Here is a 17837-nt window from a genome sequence, read left to right on the forward strand (position 1 = left end):
GCGACCGGGACGCCGGTCGCCGCTCCTTACGCACGCGCCCAAGCGCGCCCACGCGCCCAAGCGCCCACGCCTCAGCTCAGCGCGCTGCCCGCGCGCCACTCCTTCCAGCCGACGTTCCAGTTTCCGTAGCCGTTGCCCGTCGCCACGGTCTCCTCGGAGCCGACCACCCGCACGATGTCCCCGGGGATCACCTCTTCGTAGAAGCGCCGCGCGGTCCCGTCGGTGGCCAGTCCTATGCAGCCGTGCGTGACGTTGCGCTCGCCCGCGGTGGCGTTCGCGTTCGGGTTCTCGTGCAGGTAGGTCCCCGAGGTCGTCAGGTGGACCGCGTAGTTGTAGTAGTCCTTGTAAGCCTTTCCGTAGCCCACGGTCCGGGAGTCCATGAGCACCCGCGACTGCTTGTCGAGGACGACCATCGTGCCGTTCCAGGTGTCCATGCCCGGCGCGCCCGCGGTGACCTTCACCCGGCGCGTCCTGCCGTCCTTCACCACCGTCATCGTGTGGGTCCGCACGTCCACGGTGGCGACCAGCGAGCGGCCCACACCGAACGTCCTCGTCGTCCCCGCGCCCGCCCGGACGGTGACCTTCGTGCCGGGCTTCCACGGCTCGCGCGGCCGGTAGTCCACGCGCTGTCCTTCGTGCAGGTTGCGGTCCTCGACCCAGCTCCACGAGCCCGTGACGCCGGGCCGTGCCGTCACCTCAAGGCGTCGCTCGACGGCGGCCCGCTCGGCGACCGGCACCGGCCTGTCGAAGGTGAGCGATATCGGCATGCCCACCCCGACGGTCTGCCCGTCCGTGACGTTGAGCCGCACGCCCTTGAGCGCGGCGGGCTCCGGCACGGGCTCAGGCTTCGCCTCCTTCTTCCCCGACGCCCCCCGGCCCGCCGTCGTCGTCGTGGGCCTGGCGTCGGCCGCACGCTCGTCCGCGCCGTCGCCCGCGGAGCAGCCCGCGAGCACCAGAGAGCAGAGCGCGGCCGCGCCCCACGCGCGCGTGGCGCGTCTCATCGTGATTCCTGTGGTCATCGTTCCCCCTGGGCTGTGCTTCGATGTACGCGACGTTTCGACGTACGCGACCTGTACGCACGGGGGAGGCGGCGGGTTGCGGACGAGATACGGGAATTTCTGATCACGTGATCCGGCCGGGCCGGACGGGGGCGCGGGGGCATGACGGAGGACGAGTTCGACGCGTTCTACGCCGCCGCCTTCCCGCGCCTGGTCGGCCAGTTGTACGCCCTGACCGGGGACCACGGCGAAGCGCAGGACGTCGTCCAGGAGGCGTTCGTACGCGCCTGGGACCGCCGCGACAGCTTCCTCGCCGACCAGGCACCCGAGGCCTGGATCCGCACCGTCGCCCTGCGCCTGGCGGTCAGCCGCTGGCGCAGGGCCAGGCGCTGGCTCGACCTGGTGCGCGGGAACCCGCCCGCCGATCGCGTCCCCGGCCCCGGGCCCGAGCACACCGCCCTCGTCCAGGCGCTGCGCACCCTCCCCGAGGCGCAGCGCACGGCCGTCGTGCTGCACCACCTGTGCGACCTGAGCGTGGAGCAGGTAGCCTCCGAGACCGGCTCGCCCGTCGGGACGGTCAAGGCCCGCCTCTCGCGCGGCAGGGCGGCGCTCGCCGCGCGATTGTCCGTGGAGCGGGACGGCGACGACGGGCGGAGCGCGAAGGAGGACGGCCGTGTCCGATGACCTGAGCGCCGCGCTCCACGACCTCGCGGCCGACCGCCGCACGCCCCCTCCGGTGCCCGGCGCCGAGATCCGCTGCCGCGCGGTGCTGCGCCGCCGCAGGCGCCGCGCCGCGGTCGCGGGCGGCGCCCTCGTCACGGCCGCCGTCGCGGTGACCGTCATCGTCGGCCTGCTCCCCGGTTCCGACGACGGCCCGGACAGGACACCGGCACCCGTCGCCACCCAAGGCCACCGCAAGGTCGTCGCCACCCTCGACCTGGACACGCACCGGATGACGGTCGACGGCAGGACCCTGCCGGTCTCCGCGGGCAGCGCCCAACACCCCACCCCGACCGGCCGGATGACGGTCACCGCCGTCCACCGCGAGAAGCGCATGCCCGCGGGGGACACCGGCCTCGGCGGTGAGTACGACCTGAAGCTGCCCTGGGTCGTCGAGCTGCGCACCCCCGACGGCCGCACCAACTACCTCGTCGCGCTGACCTACGACGAGAAGGCGCCGGGCGTCAGGGACATCACCCGGGGCTGGATCGGCCTGCGCACGGACGACGCCCGCTGGCTCCACGACCGGCTCGAACCGGGCGACGTGATCACGGTCCGGGCCGGCTGAAGCGGACGCTGACCCGCGCTGTCAGCCCCCGCCAGTAGGCTGTCCGACATGGCCGACCCTTCCAGCTACCGCCCCAAGCCGGGACAGATCCCCGACGCCCCGGGGGTCTACAAATTCCGCGACGAGCACCGCCGGGTGATCTACGTCGGGAAGGCCAAGAGCCTGCGCCAGCGCCTGGCCAACTACTTCCAGGACCTGGCCAATCTCCACCCGCGCACGCGCTCCATGGTGACGACCGCCGCCTCCGTCGAGTGGACCGTGGTGAACACGGAGGTCGAGGCCCTCCAGCTGGAGTACTCCTGGATCAAGGAGTTCGACCCCCGGTTCAACGTCAAGTACCGCGACGACAAGAGCTATCCGTACCTCGCGGTGACGATGAACGAGGAGTTCCCGCGCGTGCAGGTGATGCGCGGCCAGAAGAAGAAGGGCGTGCGCTACTTCGGCCCCTACGGCCACGCCTGGGCGATCCGCGACACCGTCGACCTGCTCCTTCGCGCCTTCCCCGTGCGCACGTGCTCCGCGGGCGTGTTCAAGAACGCCGCCCGCACGGGCCGCCCCTGCCTGCTCGGCTACATCGGCAAGTGCTCGGCGCCCTGCGTGGAGCGCGTCACCCCCGAGGAGCACCGTGAACTCGCCGAGGACTTCTGCGACTTCATGGCGGGCCGCACGGGGACGTACATCCGCCGCCTGGAGCGCCAGATGGCGGACGCGGCCGAGGAGATGGAGTACGAGCGGGCGGCGCGCCTGCGCGACGACATAGAGGCGCTCAAGAAGGCGATGGAGAAGAGCGCCGTCGTCCTCGCCGACGCCACCGACGCCGACCTGATCGCCCTCGCCGAGGACGAGCTGGAGGCCGCCGTCCAGATCTTCCACGTCCGGGGCGGGCGCGTGCGCGGCCAGCGCGGCTGGGTCACCGACAAGGTCGAGGCCGTCACCAGCGGCGACCTCGTCGAGCACGCACTCCAGCAGCTCTACGGAGAGGAGAGCGGCGACGCGGTGCCCAAGGAGGTCCTCGTCCCCGCCCTGCCAGAGCCGCTGGAGCCGGTCCAGGAGTGGCTGACCGAGCGCCGCGGCGCGAACGTCTCGCTGCGCATCCCGCAGCGCGGCGACAAGAAGGCCCTCATGGAGACCGTCGCGCGCAACGCCCAGCAGTCCCTCGTCCTGCACAAGACCAAGCGCGCCTCCGACCTCACCACGCGCTCGCGCGCCCTGGAGGAGATCGCCGCCGCCCTGGACCTCGACGGCGCCCCGCTGCGCATCGAGTGCTACGACATCTCGCACCTCCAGGGCGACGACGTCGTCGCCTCGATGGTCGTCTTCGAGGACGGCCTCGCCAGGAAGAGCGAGTACCGCCGCTTCCAGATCAAGGGCTTCGAGGGCCAGGACGACGTCCGCTCCATGCACGAGGTGATCACGCGCCGCTTCAGGCGCTACCTCGCCGACAAGGAGAAGACGGGGGAGTGGGCGGTGGACGAGGAGACCGGCGAGGTCTCCGCGGACAACGGACTCACCGAGGAGGACGGCCGCCCCAAGCGCTTCGCGTACCCGCCCCAGCTCGTCGTGGTCGACGGCGGCCAGCCGCAGGTCGCGGCCGCCCAGAAGGCCCTCGACGAGCTCGGCATCGACGACATCGCGGTCTGCGGCCTGGCCAAGCGCCTGGAGGAGGTCTGGGTCCCCGGCGACGACGACCCGGTGATCCTGCCGCGCACCAGCGAGGGGCTCTACCTCCTGCAGCGCGTGCGTGACGAAGCCCACCGCTTCGCCATCACCTACCAGCGCGCCAAGCGGGCCAAGCGCTTCAAGGCGGGCCCACTGGACGCCGTGCCGGGACTCGGCGACGCGCGCAAGCAGACACTCATCAAGCACTTCGGTTCGGTGAAGAAGCTTCGATCCGCGACAATCGACCAGATCTGCGAGGTACCGGGCATAGGCCGCAAGACGGCCGAGGCCATCGTGGTGGCCCTCGCCCGGGCGGCACCCGCCGCACCCGCCGTGAACACGGCGACCGGAGAGATCATGGAAGAGGAGGAGCCCGTGACCGCGGGCTCCTCGGAGGAACGACGGGGGCAGGAGACATGAGCGAGCACGACGAAGGTGGAGAGCAAGTGAGTACGGGCACGCCCAGCGAGACGCCCGCGGTACCGGAAGCGGCGATCCCGGAGCTGGTGATCATCTCCGGCATGTCGGGCGCGGGCCGCAGCACGGCGGCCAAGTGTCTGGAGGACCTCGGCTGGTTCGTGGTCGACAACCTGCCGCCCGCGCTGATCCCCACCATGGTGGAGCTCGGCGCCCGCTCGCAGGGCAACGTCGCCCGCATCGCGGTGGTCGTCGACGTCCGCGGCAGGCGCTTCTTCGACAACCTCCGCGAGTCCCTCGCCGAGCTGGAGTCGAAGAACGTCACGCGCCGCATCGTCTTCCTGGAGTCCTCCGACGAGGCCCTGGTCCGCCGCTTCGAGTCGGTGCGCCGCCCGCACCCGCTGCAGGGCGACGGACGCATCGTCGACGGCATCGAGGCCGAGCGCGACCTGCTGCGCGAGCTGCGCGGCGACGCCGACCTGGTGATCGACACCTCCAGCCTGAACGTGCACGAGCTGCGCGCCAAGATGGACGCCTCCTTCGCGGGCGAGGAGGAGCCCGAGCTGCGGGCCACCGTCATGTCCTTCGGCTTCAAGTACGGCCTGCCGGTCGACGCCGACCTGGTCGTGGACATGCGCTTCCTGCCGAACCCGCACTGGGTCCCCGAGCTGCGCCAGTACACCGGCCAGAACGAGGAGGTGGCGGCGTACGTCTTCAACCAGCCGGGCGCCAAGGAGTTCCTCGACCGGTACGCCGAGCTGCTCCAGCTCATCGCCGCGGGCTACCGCCGCGAGGGCAAGCGGTACGTGACGATCGCGGTCGGCTGCACGGGCGGCAAGCACCGCTCGGTGGCCATGTCGGAGAAGCTCGCGGCGCGCCTCGCGTCCGAGGGCGTGGAGACCGTCATCGTCCACCGGGACATGGGGCGCGAGTGAAGCCGACCCGCCGGACCGTCCGCCTGAGCCGTCTGGGCCGCAAGCGGGGCACCCAGCCGAAGGTGGTCGCGCTCGGCGGGGGCATGGGCCTGTCCGCCTCGCTCGCCGCGCTGCGCCGGATCACCGGAGCCGGGGACCTCACCGCCGTCGTCACGGTCGCCGACGACGGCGGCTCCAGCGGCCGCCTGCGCGACGAGCTCGGCGTGCTGCCGCCCGGTGATCTGCGCAAGGCCCTCGCGGCGCTGTGCGGCGACGACGACTGGGGCCAGACCTGGGCCCGCGTCATCCAGCACCGTTTCCAGTCAAAGGGCGAGCTGCACGAACACGCGGTCGGCAATCTGCTGATCGTCGCCCTGTGGGAGCAGCTCGGCGACCACGTCCAGGCGCTCGACCTGGTCGGCCGCCTGCTCGGCGCGCAGGGCAGGGTGTTGCCCATGTCTGCCGTGCCGCTGGAGCTCCAGGCCCTGGTCAAGGGCCACGACCCGGAGCGGCCCGACGACGTGGACACGGTGCGGGGACAGGCCACGGTCGCCCTCACACCGGGCGAGGTGCAGTCCGTGCACGTCGTCCCGCACGACCCGCCCGCCGTCCCCGAGGCGGTCGCCGCCGTCCTCGACGCGGACTGGGTGGTGCTCGGCCCGGGGTCCTGGTTCTCGTCGGTGATCCCGCACCTGCTTGTGCCGGAACTGCTCGACGCGCTGAACGAGACGAAGGCCCGCAAGGTCCTCTCGCTCAACCTCGCTCCGCAACCCGGAGAAACCGATGGCTTCTCTCCGCAGCGTCATTTGGAGGTTTTGGCCCGACACGCCCCTAAACTCGCCCTGGACGTGGTGCTGGCCGACGAGGCCGCCGTGCCCGACCGTGAGTCACTGACCGATGCCGCGAAGCGGTTCGGCGCCACGGTCGAGCTGGCGCCGGTGGCCCGGCCCGACGGGACTCCGAGGCACGACCCGGAGCTCCTGGCAGCCGCGTACGACCGTATTTTTCGGATGCATGGAAGGATCGGCCCATGGCGATGACGGCAGCGGTGAAGGACGAGATTTCCCGGCTCCCCGTCACCCGGACCTGCTGCAGGAAGGCAGAGGTCTCGGCGATCCTGCGCTTCGCGGGCGGCCTTCACCTGGTGAGCGGCCGCATCGTGATCGAGGCGGAGCTGGACACCGCGATGGCGGCACGACGCCTCAAGCGGGACATCCTGGAGATCTTCGGGCACAGCTCGGAGCTGATCGTGATGGCGCCCGGCGGGCTGCGCCGCGGCTCGCGCTACGTCGTGCGCGTGGTCGCGGGCGGCGACCAGCTGGCCCGCCAGACGGGCCTCGTGGACGGCCGCGGCCGTCCCATCAGGGGGCTGCCGCCGCAGGTGGTCTCGGGGGCCACCTGCGACGCCGAGGCGGCCTGGCGGGGGGCGTTCCTCGCGCACGGCTCGCTCACCGAGCCGGGGCGTTCCTCCTCCCTGGAGGTCACCTGCCCGGGCCCGGAGGCGGCGCTCGCGCTCGTCGGCGCGGCCCGCAGGCTGCAGATCGCGAGCAAGGCGCGCGAGGTGCGCGGCGTGGACCGCGTCGTCGTGCGCGACGGGGACGCCATCGGCGCCCTGCTCACCCGGCTCGGCGCGCACGAGTCGGTGCTCGCCTGGGAGGAGCGGCGGATGCGGCGCGAGGTGCGTGCCACCGCCAACCGCCTGGCCAACTTCGACGACGCGAACCTGCGCCGCTCGGCCCGCGCGGCCGTCGCCGCGGGCGCCCGTGTGCAGCGCGCCCTGGAGATCCTCGGTGACGAGGTGCCCGAGCACCTCGCGGCCGCCGGACGCCTGCGCATGGAGCACAAGCAGGCCTCCCTGGAGGAGCTGGGCGCGCTCGCCGACCCGGTGCTGACCAAGGACGCGGTCGCGGGCCGCATCCGCCGCCTGCTGGCCATGGCCGACAAGCGGGCCCAGGACCTCGGCATCCCGAGCACGGAGTCGAACCTGGGCGACGAGCTCGCCGACAGCCTCGCCGAGAACATGGCGGTCTGAAACACGACGGTCTGATCCCGCTCGCCACATACGTCTCATAGGCCACCGGTGTCCCCCAGGGCACCGGTGGCCTACGTATGCCCGGCTTGATCGCCCCTTGTACCCCTTCCCACTGTATTGACATGATCATGAAGTGTCACGAGCCTGGCGTCCGCACACCAATGCGCCGGACAACCGCAAGGGGGGCTCATGAGACGAAGAGCGAGCGCGAGATCAGTTCTCGCGGCGGGCGCACTGCTCGTCGGCGGCCTGGTCGCCGCACCGCACGCCCAGGCCAGTGGCGCCGCGAAACCGGCCGCCGACGACCCGGCGGCCGTGAAGGTGTACGAGGCCGAGGTCACCAAGAAGCAGATTCCGATCCTCGTCGAAGCAGGTCAGGACGCCCAGGAACTCGCCGGACAGGCACCCGAGAGCGGCACCGCCCGCGTCGAGGTCTATCTGACCGAGGGCCAGGCCAAGGCGGTCGAGCGCCAGGGGGTCGAGCTCAGCGAGCAGAAGGTCTCCGCCGCGACGGAGAAGCGGCTCAAGGCCGCGGGAGACGGCGTCTTCCGGCCGTACAGCGGCAAGGGCGGGCTCCAGGAGGAGATCGTCAAGACCGGGCAGGCCCACCCCGACCTCACCAAGGTCGTCTCCATCGGCAAGACGATCCAGGGCAAGGACATCCTCGCGCTCAAGCTCACCAAGGGCGCCAAGAAGTCCAAGGACGGCTCCAAGCCGTCCACGCTCTACATGTCCAACCAGCACGCGCGCGAGTGGATCACCCCCGAGATGACCCGCCGCCTGATGCACCACTACCTGGACAACTACGGCAAGGACCAGCGCATCACCAAGCTCGTGAACTCCACCGAGCTGTGGTTCGTGCTCTCCGCCAACCCCGACGGCTACGACTTCACGCACGCCGCGGCGGCCAACCGCCAGTGGCGCAAGAACCTGCGCGACGTCGACGGCGACGGCAAGATCGCCCCGGGTGACGGCGTCGACCCCAACCGCAACTTCGCCTACAAGTGGGGCTACGACAACGAGGGTTCGTCCCCGGATCCCTCGAACGAGACCTACCGCGGCAGCGGGCCGATGTCCGAGCCCGAGACCCAGGCGCTCGACCGCTTCGAGAAGCGCATCGGCTTCACGTACGCGATCAACTACCACTCCGCGGCCGAGCTGATCCTCTACGGAGTGGGCTGGCAGGTCGCCACGCCCACCCCGGACGACGTGCTCTACAAGGCCCTGGCCGGTACGCCGGAGAAGCCCGCGATCCCCGGCTACCACCCGCAGGTCTCCTCCGAGCTCTACACCACCAACGGCGAGGCCGACGGGCACGCGGGCAACGTCAACGGCATCTCGATGTTCACCCCGGAGATGTCCACCTGCCAGACCGCGTCGAACATCGACCCCAACGACGCCTGGAAGCCCGAGGACTGCGCGTCCGTCTTCACCTTCCCCGACGACGAGAAGCTGATCCAGCAGGAGTTCGCGAAGAACGTGCCCTTCGCGCTCGCCGTCGCCGAGACGGCACTCCACCCCGACCAGCCGGTCTCCGTCACCGGCATCGACTCCCCCGACTTCACCCCTGACGCCTTCACCACGTCGTACGCGCGCGGCAAGGACCAGGAAGTCGCCGTCACCGCCCGCAAGTCGGTGCGCGACAAGGAGCTCAACTACCGCGTCAACGGCGGCCGTACGCAGGACGAGGGACTCAAGGCCTGGAAGGGCGGCGAGACCTACGGCGGCGAGGACAACCTCTACTTCGACGAGTACCGCGCGAAGGTCGAGGGCGCGCGCGTGGGCGACAAGGTGGAGGTGTGGTTCACCGGCCGTACGAAGAAGGGCCGCACCGAGAGCGAGCACTTCACGTACACGGTGGCCGAGCGGCCCAAGGCCGACACGCTCGTCGTCGCCGAGGAGGGCGCTACCGCCACCCAGACCCAGAAGTACGTCGACGCGCTGAAGGCCAACGGCCGCACGGCCGCCGTCTGGGACGTGGCCAAGCAGGGCGCCCCGCACCCGCTCGGCGTCCTCGCGCACTTCTCCGCCGTCGTGCACTACACCGGCGACCCGGTCCCCGGCGCCGCCACCCAGCTCGCCCTGCGCGACTACCTCAACGAGGGCGGCAAGCTCATCGAGTCCGGTGAGCGCACCGGCGGCAACGTCGACCTCGGCGAGGCCCTCACCGACGACTTCGCGCAGTACTACCTCGGCGCGTACGAACGGCTGAACGCGCCCGGCGTCACCAGCTTCAGCGGTACCGGTGCGCTCAACGGGGTGAACACCCCGCTCGCGGGCACCGACACCAACCCGCTGGACAAGGCGGGCCGCTTCACCGTCACCTCCGACAACCTGCCCGCCAAGCAGTTCCCGCAGTTCACGAGCGCGGCGGCGGGCTCCTACCCGGGCCTGACCAACCCGTACGCGCCCTTCGAGGGGCAGGGCATGGCGTCGGCCACCCACGCGGACCAGGACTGGAAGCGGCTCACCCACACCATCGACCTGACCGGTGTCACGGCCGCCGACCAGCCCGAGCTGCGGTTCGCGCTGAACTGGAACCTGGAGACCGGCTACGACCACGGCGTCCTGGAGGCGCACACCACGGGCGCCGACGACTGGACGACGCTCCCGGACAAGAACGGCAACTCCAAGAACACCGTCCCCGCCGAGTGCGAGGCCGGATTCCTCATCAACCTCCACCCGTTCCTGCGCCACTACCTGACGCCCGGCACGGCCGGCTGCACGGCCTCCGGCACCACCGGTGCCTGGAACAGCTTCACCGGCTCCTCCGGCGGCTGGAAGCCGGTCGCCTTCGACCTCAGCGCCTACGCGGGCAAGAAGATCGAGGTCTCCCTCAGCGCCATCACCGACCCGTCCACCGGGGGCCGCGGCCTCTTCGCCGACAACGCGCAACTGGTCGTCGGCGGCAACGCGGTCGAGACCGAGGGATTCGAGACCTCGCTCGGCACCTGGGCCGTCGCCCCGGCCCCGGCGGGCAGCCCCAATATCACAGGGGACTGGGCGAGGACCGGAGAGCTCTACCGGTCCTACGCGGCGGTCACAGCGCGTGACAGCGTGCTGCTCGGCTTCGGGTTCGAGCAGGTACCCGGAGGTGCCGAAAGGGCCGCTCTTATGGGCGCCTCCCTGGCACATCTGCGCGGCTGACGCTGCGTAATCGGGACCTAGGTCCCGGTGGCCCGTATTCCTACTGGGGGGTACGGGCCACAGTGCCGCCCAGGGGCCCTCTCGATGTCACCTCGGAGCCCTTGGAGAGGTAGGGTCGGAGGCGGTCGGGGACATCCCATACAACTCGCCGGCGTCTAAAACCGGCGTACCAACGAGGAGATCGGTTCGTGACGATCCGCGTAGGCATCAACGGCTTTGGCCGCATCGGTCGCAACTACTTCCGCGCACTGCTCGAGCAGGGTGCGGACATCGAGATCGTGGCTGTCAACGACCTGGGTGACACCGCGACCACCGCTCACCTTCTGAAGTACGACACCATTCTGGGCCGTCTCAAGGCCGAGGTGTCGCACACCGAGGACACCATCACCGTCGACGGTCACACCATCAAGGTGCTGTCCGAGCGCAACCCCGCCGACATTCCGTGGGGCCAGCTGGGCGTCGACATCGTGATCGAGTCCACGGGCATCTTCACGAAGAAGGCCGACGCCGAGAAGCACATCGCCGGCGGTGCCAAGAAGGTCCTCATCTCGGCTCCGGCCAAGGACGAGGACATCACCATCGTGATGGGCGTCAACCAGGACAAGTACGACGCGGCCAACCACCACGTCATCTCCAACGCCTCCTGCACCACCAACTGTGTGGCGCCGATGGCGAAGGTCCTCGACGAGAACTTCGGCATCGTCAAGGGCCTGATGACCACGGTCCACGCGTACACCAACGACCAGCGCATCCTGGACTTCCCGCACTCGGACCTGCGCCGCGCCCGCGCCGCCGCCGAGAACATCATTCCGACCACGACCGGTGCCGCCAAGGCCACCGCCCTGGTCCTGCCCCAGCTCAAGGGCAAGCTCGACGGCATCGCGATGCGCGTCCCTGTCCCGACGGGGTCGGCCACCGACCTGGTCGTCGACCTGCAGCGCGACGTCACCAAGGACGAGGTCAACGCCGCGTTCAAGAAGGCCGCCGACGACGGCGCGCTCAAGGGCATCCTCTTCTACACCGAGGACCCGATCGTGTCGTCGGACATCGTGAGCGACCCGGCCTCCTGCACCTTCGACTCCTCCCTGACCATGGTCCAGGAGGGCAAGACGGTGAAGATCCTCGGCTGGTACGACAACGAGTGGGGTTACTCCAACCGCCTCGTCGACCTCACGGTCTTCGTCGGCGGTCAGCTCTAATCACCAGAGCAGGCACCTCGATGTGAGCACAGGGTCCGGGCCGCGCAACGCCGCGCCGTCCGGGCCCTGTTGCGTGCCGAGCCAGCCCAATTAGGAGTCCAGTACATGAAGACGATCGACGAACTTCTCGCTGAAGGGGTCGACGGCAAGCGGGTCTTCGTCCGCGCCGACCTCAACGTGCCGCTCGCCGAGGGCGTCATCACCGACGACGGCCGCATCCGCGCCGTCCTGCCGACCGTCAAGGCGCTCGCCGACGCGGGCGCCAAGGTGGTCGTGGCCTCGCACCTGGGCCGCCCCAAGGGCGCCCCGGACCCGGCCTTCTCGCTCCTTCCCGCCGCCGAGCGGCTCGCTGAACTCCTGGGCGCGCCCGTGGCGTTCGCGCAGGACACCGTCGGCCCCGCCGCGCACGAGGCCGTGAACGGCCTGCAGCCCGGCCAGGTGGCCGTCATCGAGAACCTTCGCTTCAACGCGGGTGAGACCAGCAAGGACGACACCGAGCGCGGCGAGTTCGCCGACCAGCTCGCCGCCCTCGCCGATGTCTACGTAGGCGACGGTTTCGGCGCCGTGCACCGCAAGCACGCCTCCGTGTACGACCTCCCGGCCAAGCTGCCGCACTACGCGGGCTACCTGATCGCCACCGAGGTCGGCGTCCTCAAGAAGCTCACCGAGGACGTCAAGCGCCCCTACACCGTCATCCTCGGCGGCGCCAAGGTCTCCGACAAGCTCGCCGTCATCGACGAGCTGCTCGGCAAGGCCGACCGCATCCTCATCGGCGGCGGCATGGCGTACACCTTCCTCAAGGCGCAGGGCCACGAGGTCGGCATCTCCCTCCTCCAGGAGGACCAGATCCCGACCGTCACGGAGTACATGGAGCGCGCCGCGGCCAGCGGTGTCGAGCTCGTCCTCCCGGTCGACGTCCTGGTCTCCACGGACTTCCCCGACCTGAAGACGAAGGCTCCGGCGGACTTCAAGACCGTCGACGCGGACCAGATCCCCGCGGACATGGAGGGCCTGGACATCGGCCCCAAGTCCCGCGAGCTCTTCGCCGAGAAGATCGCCGACGCCGAGACCGTCTTCTGGAACGGCCCGGTCGGCGTCGCCGAGCACCCCGACTACGCGGGCGGCACCGCGGCCGTCGCGCGGGCGCTGCTCAACTGCGACGGTTTCACCGTGGTCGGCGGCGGCGACTCCGCCGCGGCCGTCCGCAACCTGGGCTTCGACGAGAATGCCTTCGGCCACATCTCGACCGGCGGCGGCGCCTCCCTCGAATACCTCGAGGGCAAGACGCTCCCCGGCCTCGCCGCACTGGAGAACTGACACTTCATGACTGACAAGACCACGCGCACCCCGCTGATGGCGGGCAACTGGAAGATGAACCTCAACCACCTCGAGGCCATCGCCCACGTCCAGAAGCTCGCCTTCGCCCTGGCGGACAAGGACTACGAGGCCTGCGAGGTCGCCGTCCTGCCGCCCTTCACCGACCTGCGCTCCGTGCAGACCCTGGTGGACGGCGACAAGCTCAAGATCAAGTACGGCGCCCAGGACATCTCGGCGCAGGACTCCGGTGCCTACACCGGCGAGATCTCGGGCCCGATGCTGACCAAGCTGAAGTGCACCTACGTCGCCGTGGGCCACTCCGAGCGCCGCCAGTACCACCACGAGACCGACGAGATCTGCAACGCCAAGGTGAAGGCCGCCTACAAGCACGGCCTGACCCCGATCCTCTGCATCGGCGAGGGCCTGGACATCCGCAAGGCAGGACAGCAGGTCCAGTACACGCTGAACCAGCTCGACGGCGGCCTCAAGGACCTCCCGGCCGAGCAGGCCGAGTCCATCGTCATCGCCTACGAGCCGGTCTGGGCGATCGGCACCGGCGAGGTCGCGACCCCCGAGGACGCGCAGGAGGTCTGCGGCGCGATCCGCGGCCGCCTCGCCGAGCTGTACTCGCAGGAGCTCGCCGACAAGGTGCGCATCCAGTACGGCGGCTCCGTGAAGTCCGGCAACGTCGCGGCGATCATGGCGCAGCCCGACGTGGACGGCGCCCTGGTGGGCGGCGCGGCCCTCGACTCGGACGAGTTCGTCAAGATCGTGCGCTTCCGCGACCAGTGAGTATGCGCTAGCGGCAATACGTCGTACCCTTGCGGGGGCCGGGCGGCTTCGAATTTCCGAGGCTCCGGCCCCCGTCGTCGATACAGAGGCGATTCGGAAACAGGCTCGATTCAGATCCGAGGAAGTTGGTCCAGCCGTGGTTATGGGGTTCTCGATCGCCCTGATCGTCTTCAGTGCGCTGATGATGCTCCTTGTACTGATGCACAAGGGCAAGGGCGGCGGTCTCTCCGACATGTTCGGTGGCGGCATGCAGTCGTCCGTCGGCGGGTCCTCCGTCGCGGAGCGCAATCTCGACCGCATCACCGTCGTGGTCGGTCTGCTGTGGTTCGCGTGCATTGTCGCGCTGGGCCTGCTCATGAAGGCGAACAACTAGCGCCAGGCACTGTCCGCTTGTCCGGTGCGGGCTCGCGTGCGCGGCTTATCATGGGGCTTGCGTCCGGCGGTGGGGTGTAACTCCCCACACTGGACGCGCGTTGGGCCTTACGTAAACTGAGGCGCCCGCAGCAGCACCATCACGCAGGGAGTTACGACCGTGGCAAGTGGCAACGCGATCCGAGGAAGTCGGGTCGGGGCGGGGCCGATGGGCGAGGCCGAGCGCGGTGAGTCCGCGCCGCGACTGCGCATCTCCTTCTGGTGCTCCAACGGGCACGAGACGCAGCCGAGCTTCGCCAGCGACGCGCAGGTTCCCGATACTTGGGACTGTCCCCGCTGCGGCTTTCCGGCCGGTCAGGACCGGGACAACCCGCCGGACCCGCCGCGCACCGAGCCGTACAAGACGCACCTGGCGTATGTGCGCGAGCGGCGCAGCGACGCGGACGGCGAGGCGATCCTCGCGGAGGCGCTCGCCAAACTGCGGGGCGAGATCTAGTACTTGAGAACCGGCCGGACACCGAATAGGTGTCCGGCCGGTTTCTTATCTCCGTACGTGTATGGACAGACAGTTTCAGACATCTCATACCGCCCTCTGATCGATTAGGTTGGAGAGTGCAGCGGGGCAATTGACGTACGCGGGTACGAGAGAAGGCTGAAGTCCGAGATGAACGCAGATAGCCGCACGAGGCTCGACCAGACGTCCGAGTGGGCGGCGCTGAACAAGCACCGCGAGCAGCTCGGGGAGGTGCAGCTGCGCGAGCTGTTCGCCGCGGATCCGGCGCGCGGCACGGCGTACACCCTCCAGGTCGGTGACCTGCACATCGACTACTCCAAGCACCTCGTCACGGGCGAGACGCTGACGCTCCTTCGCGAGCTCGCCGCCGCGACCGACGTGTTCGGGCTGCGGGACGCCATGTTCCGCGGCGACAAGATCAACACGACCGAGGACCGCGCCGTCCTGCACACGGCACTGCGCGCCCCGCGGGGCGCCGTCGTCGAGGTCGACGGCGAGAACGTGGTGCCCGCGGTGCACGCCGTCCTCGACAAGATGAGCGCCTTCTCGGAGCGGGTCCGCTCCGGCGAGTGGACCGGGCACACCGGCAAGCGCATCAAGAACGTCGTCAACATCGGCATCGGCGGCTCCGACCTCGGTCCGGCGATGGCGTACGAGGTGCTCCGCTCCTTCACCGACCGCGGCCTCACGGTCCGCTTCGTGTCGAACGTGGACGGCGCGGACCTGCACGAGGCCGTGCGGGACCTGGACCCGGCGGAGACGCTGTTCGTCATCGCCTCGAAGACCTTCACCACCATCGAGACGATCACGAACGCCACGTCCGCGCGCGACTGGCTGCTCACCGAGCTGAAGGCCGGTCAGGACGCCGTCGCCAAGCACTTCGTGGCCCTGTCGACCAATGCCGAGAAGGTCTCCGAGTTCGGCATCGACACGGCCAACATGTTCGAGTTCTGGGACTGGGTCGGCGGCCGTTACTCGTACGACTCGGCGATCGGTCTCTCCCTGATGATCGCCATCGGGCCCGACCGCTTCCGCGAGATGCTCGACGGCTTCCACCTCGTCGACGAGCACTTCCGCACCGCGCCCGCCGAGTCCAACGTGCCTTTGCTGATGGGCCTGTTGGGCATCTGGTACGGCAACTTCCACGACGCGCAGTCGCACGCGGTCCTGCCGTACTCGCACTACCTCTCCAAGTTCACCGCGTACCTCCAGCAGCTGGACATGGAGTCCAACGGCAAGTACGTCGGCAGGGACGGCAAGGAGGTCGACTGGCAGACGGGCCCGGTCGTCTGGGGCACGCCCGGCACCAACGGCCAGCACGCGTACTACCAGCTCATCCACCAGGGCACGAAGCTGATCCCGGCCGACTTCATCGGCTTCGCCGAGCCGGTCGCGGACCTGCTGCCGGGACTCGTCGCCCAGCACGACCTGCTGATGGCCAACTTCTTCGCGCAGACGCAGGCGTTGGCGTTCGGCAAGACGCCGGACGAGGTGCGCGGCGAGGGTGTGCCGGAGGAGCTCGTCCCGCACAAGACGTTCAAGGGCAACCACCCGACCACGACGATCCTCGCGAAGTCCCTCACCCCCTCGGTCCTCGGCCAGCTCATCGCGCTCTACGAGCACAAGGTGTTCGTGCAGGGCGCCGTGTGGAACATCGACTCCTTCGACCAGTGGGGCGTCGAGCTCGGCAAGGTCCTCGCCAAGCGCGTCGAGCCCGCGCTCACCGAGGGCGCCGAGGTGCCCGACCTGGACGGGTCGACCACGGCGCTGGTCGCCAAGTACCGGGACCTGCGCGGGCGTTGATCCCCAGCTGATCCCCGGTGGGCGTTAATCGGATGCGGGCGCACCGCCCGGCGGGTGACACTGCTTCGGCTCCGTCACCCGCCGGGAGGGACCCCGTCATGGACCAGCTGCTCGCCGCGCTTGCCGACCCGGAGAGACTCCGGCTCTACGCGCGCATAGTCCTCGACGAACTCCCGCCCCGCGAGGCGGACTCGCCCGCCGCCCGCAAGCATCTGGGGCGCCTGCTCGCCAACGGCCTCGTGGAGCGCCTGCCGGACGGCTCGCTCCACGCGGACCCCGCCGTCTTCAGGCGGGCACCCGCAGACGGTCACCCCACCGTGCCGCGCCGCCTCACCGGCTTCTTCGCCCACGGCCGCCTCACGGCCATCCCCGTCCGCCCCGTGGTCCGCCACGAACTCCTCGTCCACCTCACGGACACCCTCTTCGACACCGACCGCAGCTACAGCGAACGCGAGATCAACGACGCGTTCCGCACGGTCCACGACGACACGGCGGCGCTGCGGAGGTACTGCGTGACGGACGGGCTCCTTGTGCGGGAGCGGGACGGCGGGAGCTACCGCCGCGTCCTGGCCGACGCGTAAGGGCCCCGCACCGACCGGTGCGGGGCCCTCGTCACGTACGGCGGAAGATGCTCAGGCCACCGACGGCGGATACAGCTCCGGGGGGAGCTGTGAGGCCGCCGCGGTGTCCAGGAGCCACAGGGTGCGGGAGCGGCCGTAGGCGCCCGCTGCCGGGGCCTGGATCTCGCCCGCGCCGGACAGCGCGATGGCCGCGGCCTTCGCCTTGTCCTCGCCCGCCGCGAGCAGCCAGACCTCGCGGGCCGACCTGATCGCGGGGAGCGTGAGCGTGACGCGGGTCGGCGGGGGCTTCGGCGCGCCGTGCACGCCGACCACCGTGCGCTCCGTCTCGCGCACCGCGGGGAGCTCGGGGAAGAGCGAGGCCACGTGCGTGTCGGGGCCGACGCCGAGCATCAGGACGTCGAAGGTCGGCACGGGGCCGTGGTCCTCGGGTCCTGCCGCCGCGGCGAGTTCGGCCGCGTAGATCTCCGCAGCCGCGTCCGCCTCGTACGGGCCGTCCGACGCGGGCATCGGGTGCACCCGCGCCGGATTGAGCGGCACCGAGTCGAGCAGGGCCTCGCGGGCCTGCGTGTAGTTGCGCTCGGGGTCGCCGTCCGGCAGGAAGCGCTCGTCGCCCCACCACAGGTCGAGCCGCGACCAGTCGATCGCGTCCCGCGCGGGCGCCGAACTCAGCGCCGCGAGCAGGCCGTTGCCGTTGCGCCCGCCGGTGAGGACCACCGACGCGTAACCCCTGGCGGACTGCGCGTCGACGATCTTCGTGATGAGGCGGGCCGCCGCGGCCCGCGCCATCAGCTCCTTGTCGCGGTG

At 70.2% G+C, this 17837-nt stretch carries 16 protein-coding genes; 14 read left to right on the forward strand and 2 right to left on the reverse strand.

Annotation, left to right across the window (positions count from 1 at the left end):
• Positions 1-71: 71 nt before the first annotated feature.
• Positions 72-1001, reverse strand: a complete 930-nt coding sequence (locus CP970_RS33070; protein WP_055543892.1) for a L,D-transpeptidase — start codon at positions 999-1001, stop codon at positions 72-74.
• Positions 1002-1160: 159 nt separating this feature from the next.
• Between CP970_RS33070 and CP970_RS33075 the strand changes: the two genes are divergently transcribed.
• The 14 genes from CP970_RS33075 to CP970_RS45160 all read left to right on the forward strand — a co-directional run bounded on the left by CP970_RS33075 (position 1161) and on the right by CP970_RS45160 (position 17033).
• Positions 1161-1682 (forward strand): SigE family RNA polymerase sigma factor, encoded by a 522-nt coding sequence (locus CP970_RS33075; RefSeq protein ID WP_055543893.1) that lies wholly within the window; start codon positions 1161-1163, stop codon positions 1680-1682.
• Positions 1672-2286 carry a L,D-transpeptidase gene (locus tag CP970_RS33080; protein WP_055543894.1) on the forward strand — a complete coding sequence of 205 codons (615 nt, stop codon included), beginning with the start codon at positions 1672-1674 and terminating at the stop codon, positions 2284-2286. The genes CP970_RS33075 and CP970_RS33080 overlap by 11 nt, the downstream gene beginning before the upstream one ends.
• Before the next feature lie 48 nt (positions 2287-2334).
• Positions 2335-4365 carry an excinuclease ABC subunit UvrC gene (gene uvrC, locus CP970_RS33085; protein WP_055543895.1) on the forward strand — a complete coding sequence of 677 codons (2031 nt, stop codon included), beginning with the start codon at positions 2335-2337 and terminating at the stop codon, positions 4363-4365.
• The gene (gene rapZ / locus CP970_RS33090; RefSeq protein ID WP_055543896.1) at positions 4362-5297 is read left to right on the forward strand and encodes an RNase adapter RapZ; all 936 of its coding nucleotides are present in this window, start codon (positions 4362-4364) and stop codon (positions 5295-5297) included. Before uvrC ends, rapZ begins: the two co-directional genes overlap by 4 nt.
• Positions 5294-6316 carry a gluconeogenesis factor YvcK family protein gene (locus CP970_RS33095; RefSeq protein ID WP_055543897.1) on the forward strand — a complete coding sequence of 341 codons (1023 nt, stop codon included), beginning with the start codon at positions 5294-5296 and terminating at the stop codon, positions 6314-6316. The genes rapZ and CP970_RS33095 overlap by 4 nt, the downstream gene beginning before the upstream one ends.
• A complete protein-coding gene (whiA, locus tag CP970_RS33100; protein WP_055543898.1) occupies positions 6307-7308 on the forward strand; it encodes a DNA-binding protein WhiA in 1002 nt (333 codons plus the stop codon). The genes CP970_RS33095 and whiA overlap by 10 nt, the downstream gene beginning before the upstream one ends.
• Positions 7309-7497: 189 nt before the next feature.
• On the forward strand, positions 7498-10455 hold the full coding sequence (locus CP970_RS33105) for a M14 family metallopeptidase (protein ID WP_055543899.1): 2958 nt from the start codon (positions 7498-7500) through the stop codon (positions 10453-10455).
• A gap of 188 nt (positions 10456-10643) precedes the next feature.
• Entirely contained in the window at positions 10644-11654 is a 1011-nt protein-coding gene (gene gap / locus CP970_RS33110) for a type I glyceraldehyde-3-phosphate dehydrogenase (protein WP_055543900.1), read from the forward strand.
• Positions 11655-11759: 105 nt separating this feature from the next.
• Positions 11760-12971, forward strand: a complete 1212-nt coding sequence (locus tag CP970_RS33115) for a phosphoglycerate kinase (protein ID WP_055543901.1) — start codon at positions 11760-11762, stop codon at positions 12969-12971.
• A gap of 6 nt (positions 12972-12977) precedes the next feature.
• Positions 12978-13763 carry a triose-phosphate isomerase gene (gene tpiA, locus CP970_RS33120; RefSeq protein ID WP_055543902.1) on the forward strand — a complete coding sequence of 262 codons (786 nt, stop codon included), beginning with the start codon at positions 12978-12980 and terminating at the stop codon, positions 13761-13763.
• A 142-nt stretch (positions 13764-13905) separates the two neighbouring features.
• Complete coding sequence (gene secG, locus CP970_RS33125) at positions 13906-14136, forward strand: preprotein translocase subunit SecG (protein ID WP_030784160.1); 231 nt, start codon at positions 13906-13908, stop codon at positions 14134-14136.
• A 159-nt stretch (positions 14137-14295) separates the two neighbouring features.
• On the forward strand, positions 14296-14631 hold the full coding sequence (locus CP970_RS33130; protein ID WP_003957010.1) for an RNA polymerase-binding protein RbpA: 336 nt from the start codon (positions 14296-14298) through the stop codon (positions 14629-14631).
• Between the two features lie 168 nt (positions 14632-14799).
• Positions 14800-16452, forward strand: a complete 1653-nt coding sequence (gene pgi, locus CP970_RS33135) for a glucose-6-phosphate isomerase (protein ID WP_055543903.1) — start codon at positions 14800-14802, stop codon at positions 16450-16452.
• A gap of 317 nt (positions 16453-16769) precedes the next feature.
• Positions 16770-17033: a DUF2087 domain-containing protein gene (locus tag CP970_RS45160; protein WP_055543929.1), complete on the forward strand. Its 264-nt coding sequence runs from the start codon at positions 16770-16772 to the stop codon at positions 17031-17033.
• Positions 17034-17084: 51 nt separating this feature from the next.
• Here CP970_RS45160 and pgl read toward each other — a convergent pair whose 3' ends face one another.
• Positions 17085-17819, reverse strand: a complete 735-nt coding sequence (pgl, locus tag CP970_RS33145) for a 6-phosphogluconolactonase (RefSeq protein ID WP_055543930.1) — start codon at positions 17817-17819, stop codon at positions 17085-17087.
• Positions 17820-17837: the final 18 nt, after the last annotated feature.

It is taken from the genome of Streptomyces kanamyceticus (assembly GCF_008704495.1).
Lineage (GTDB): Bacteria > Actinomycetota > Actinomycetes > Streptomycetales > Streptomycetaceae > Streptomyces > Streptomyces kanamyceticus.

Excerpts from the sequence above, each read along its gene's own strand:
- secG (WP_030784160.1), top strand. The coding sequence starts at position 13,906 with ATGGGGTTCTCGATCGCCCTGATCGTCTTCAGTGCGCTGATGATGCTC.
- uvrC (WP_055543895.1), top strand. The coding sequence starts at position 2,335 with ATGGCCGACCCTTCCAGCTACCGCCCCAAGCCGGGACAGATCCCCGAC.
- pgi (WP_055543903.1), top strand. The coding sequence starts at position 14,800 with ATGAACGCAGATAGCCGCACGAGGCTCGACCAGACGTCCGAGTGGGCG.
- pgl (WP_055543930.1), bottom strand. The coding sequence starts at position 17,819 with ATGGCGCGGGCCGCGGCGGCCCGCCTCATCACGAAGATCGTCGACGCG.
- CP970_RS33070 (WP_055543892.1), bottom strand. The coding sequence starts at position 1,001 with ATGAGACGCGCCACGCGCGCGTGGGGCGCGGCCGCGCTCTGCTCTCTG.
- tpiA (WP_055543902.1), top strand. The coding sequence starts at position 12,978 with ATGACTGACAAGACCACGCGCACCCCGCTGATGGCGGGCAACTGGAAG.
- CP970_RS33075 (WP_055543893.1), top strand. The coding sequence starts at position 1,161 with ATGACGGAGGACGAGTTCGACGCGTTCTACGCCGCCGCCTTCCCGCGC.
- whiA (WP_055543898.1), top strand. The coding sequence starts at position 6,307 with ATGGCGATGACGGCAGCGGTGAAGGACGAGATTTCCCGGCTCCCCGTC.
- CP970_RS33105 (WP_055543899.1), top strand. The coding sequence starts at position 7,498 with ATGAGACGAAGAGCGAGCGCGAGATCAGTTCTCGCGGCGGGCGCACTG.
- CP970_RS33115 (WP_055543901.1), top strand. The coding sequence starts at position 11,760 with ATGAAGACGATCGACGAACTTCTCGCTGAAGGGGTCGACGGCAAGCGG.
- rapZ (WP_055543896.1), top strand. The coding sequence starts at position 4,362 with ATGAGCGAGCACGACGAAGGTGGAGAGCAAGTGAGTACGGGCACGCCC.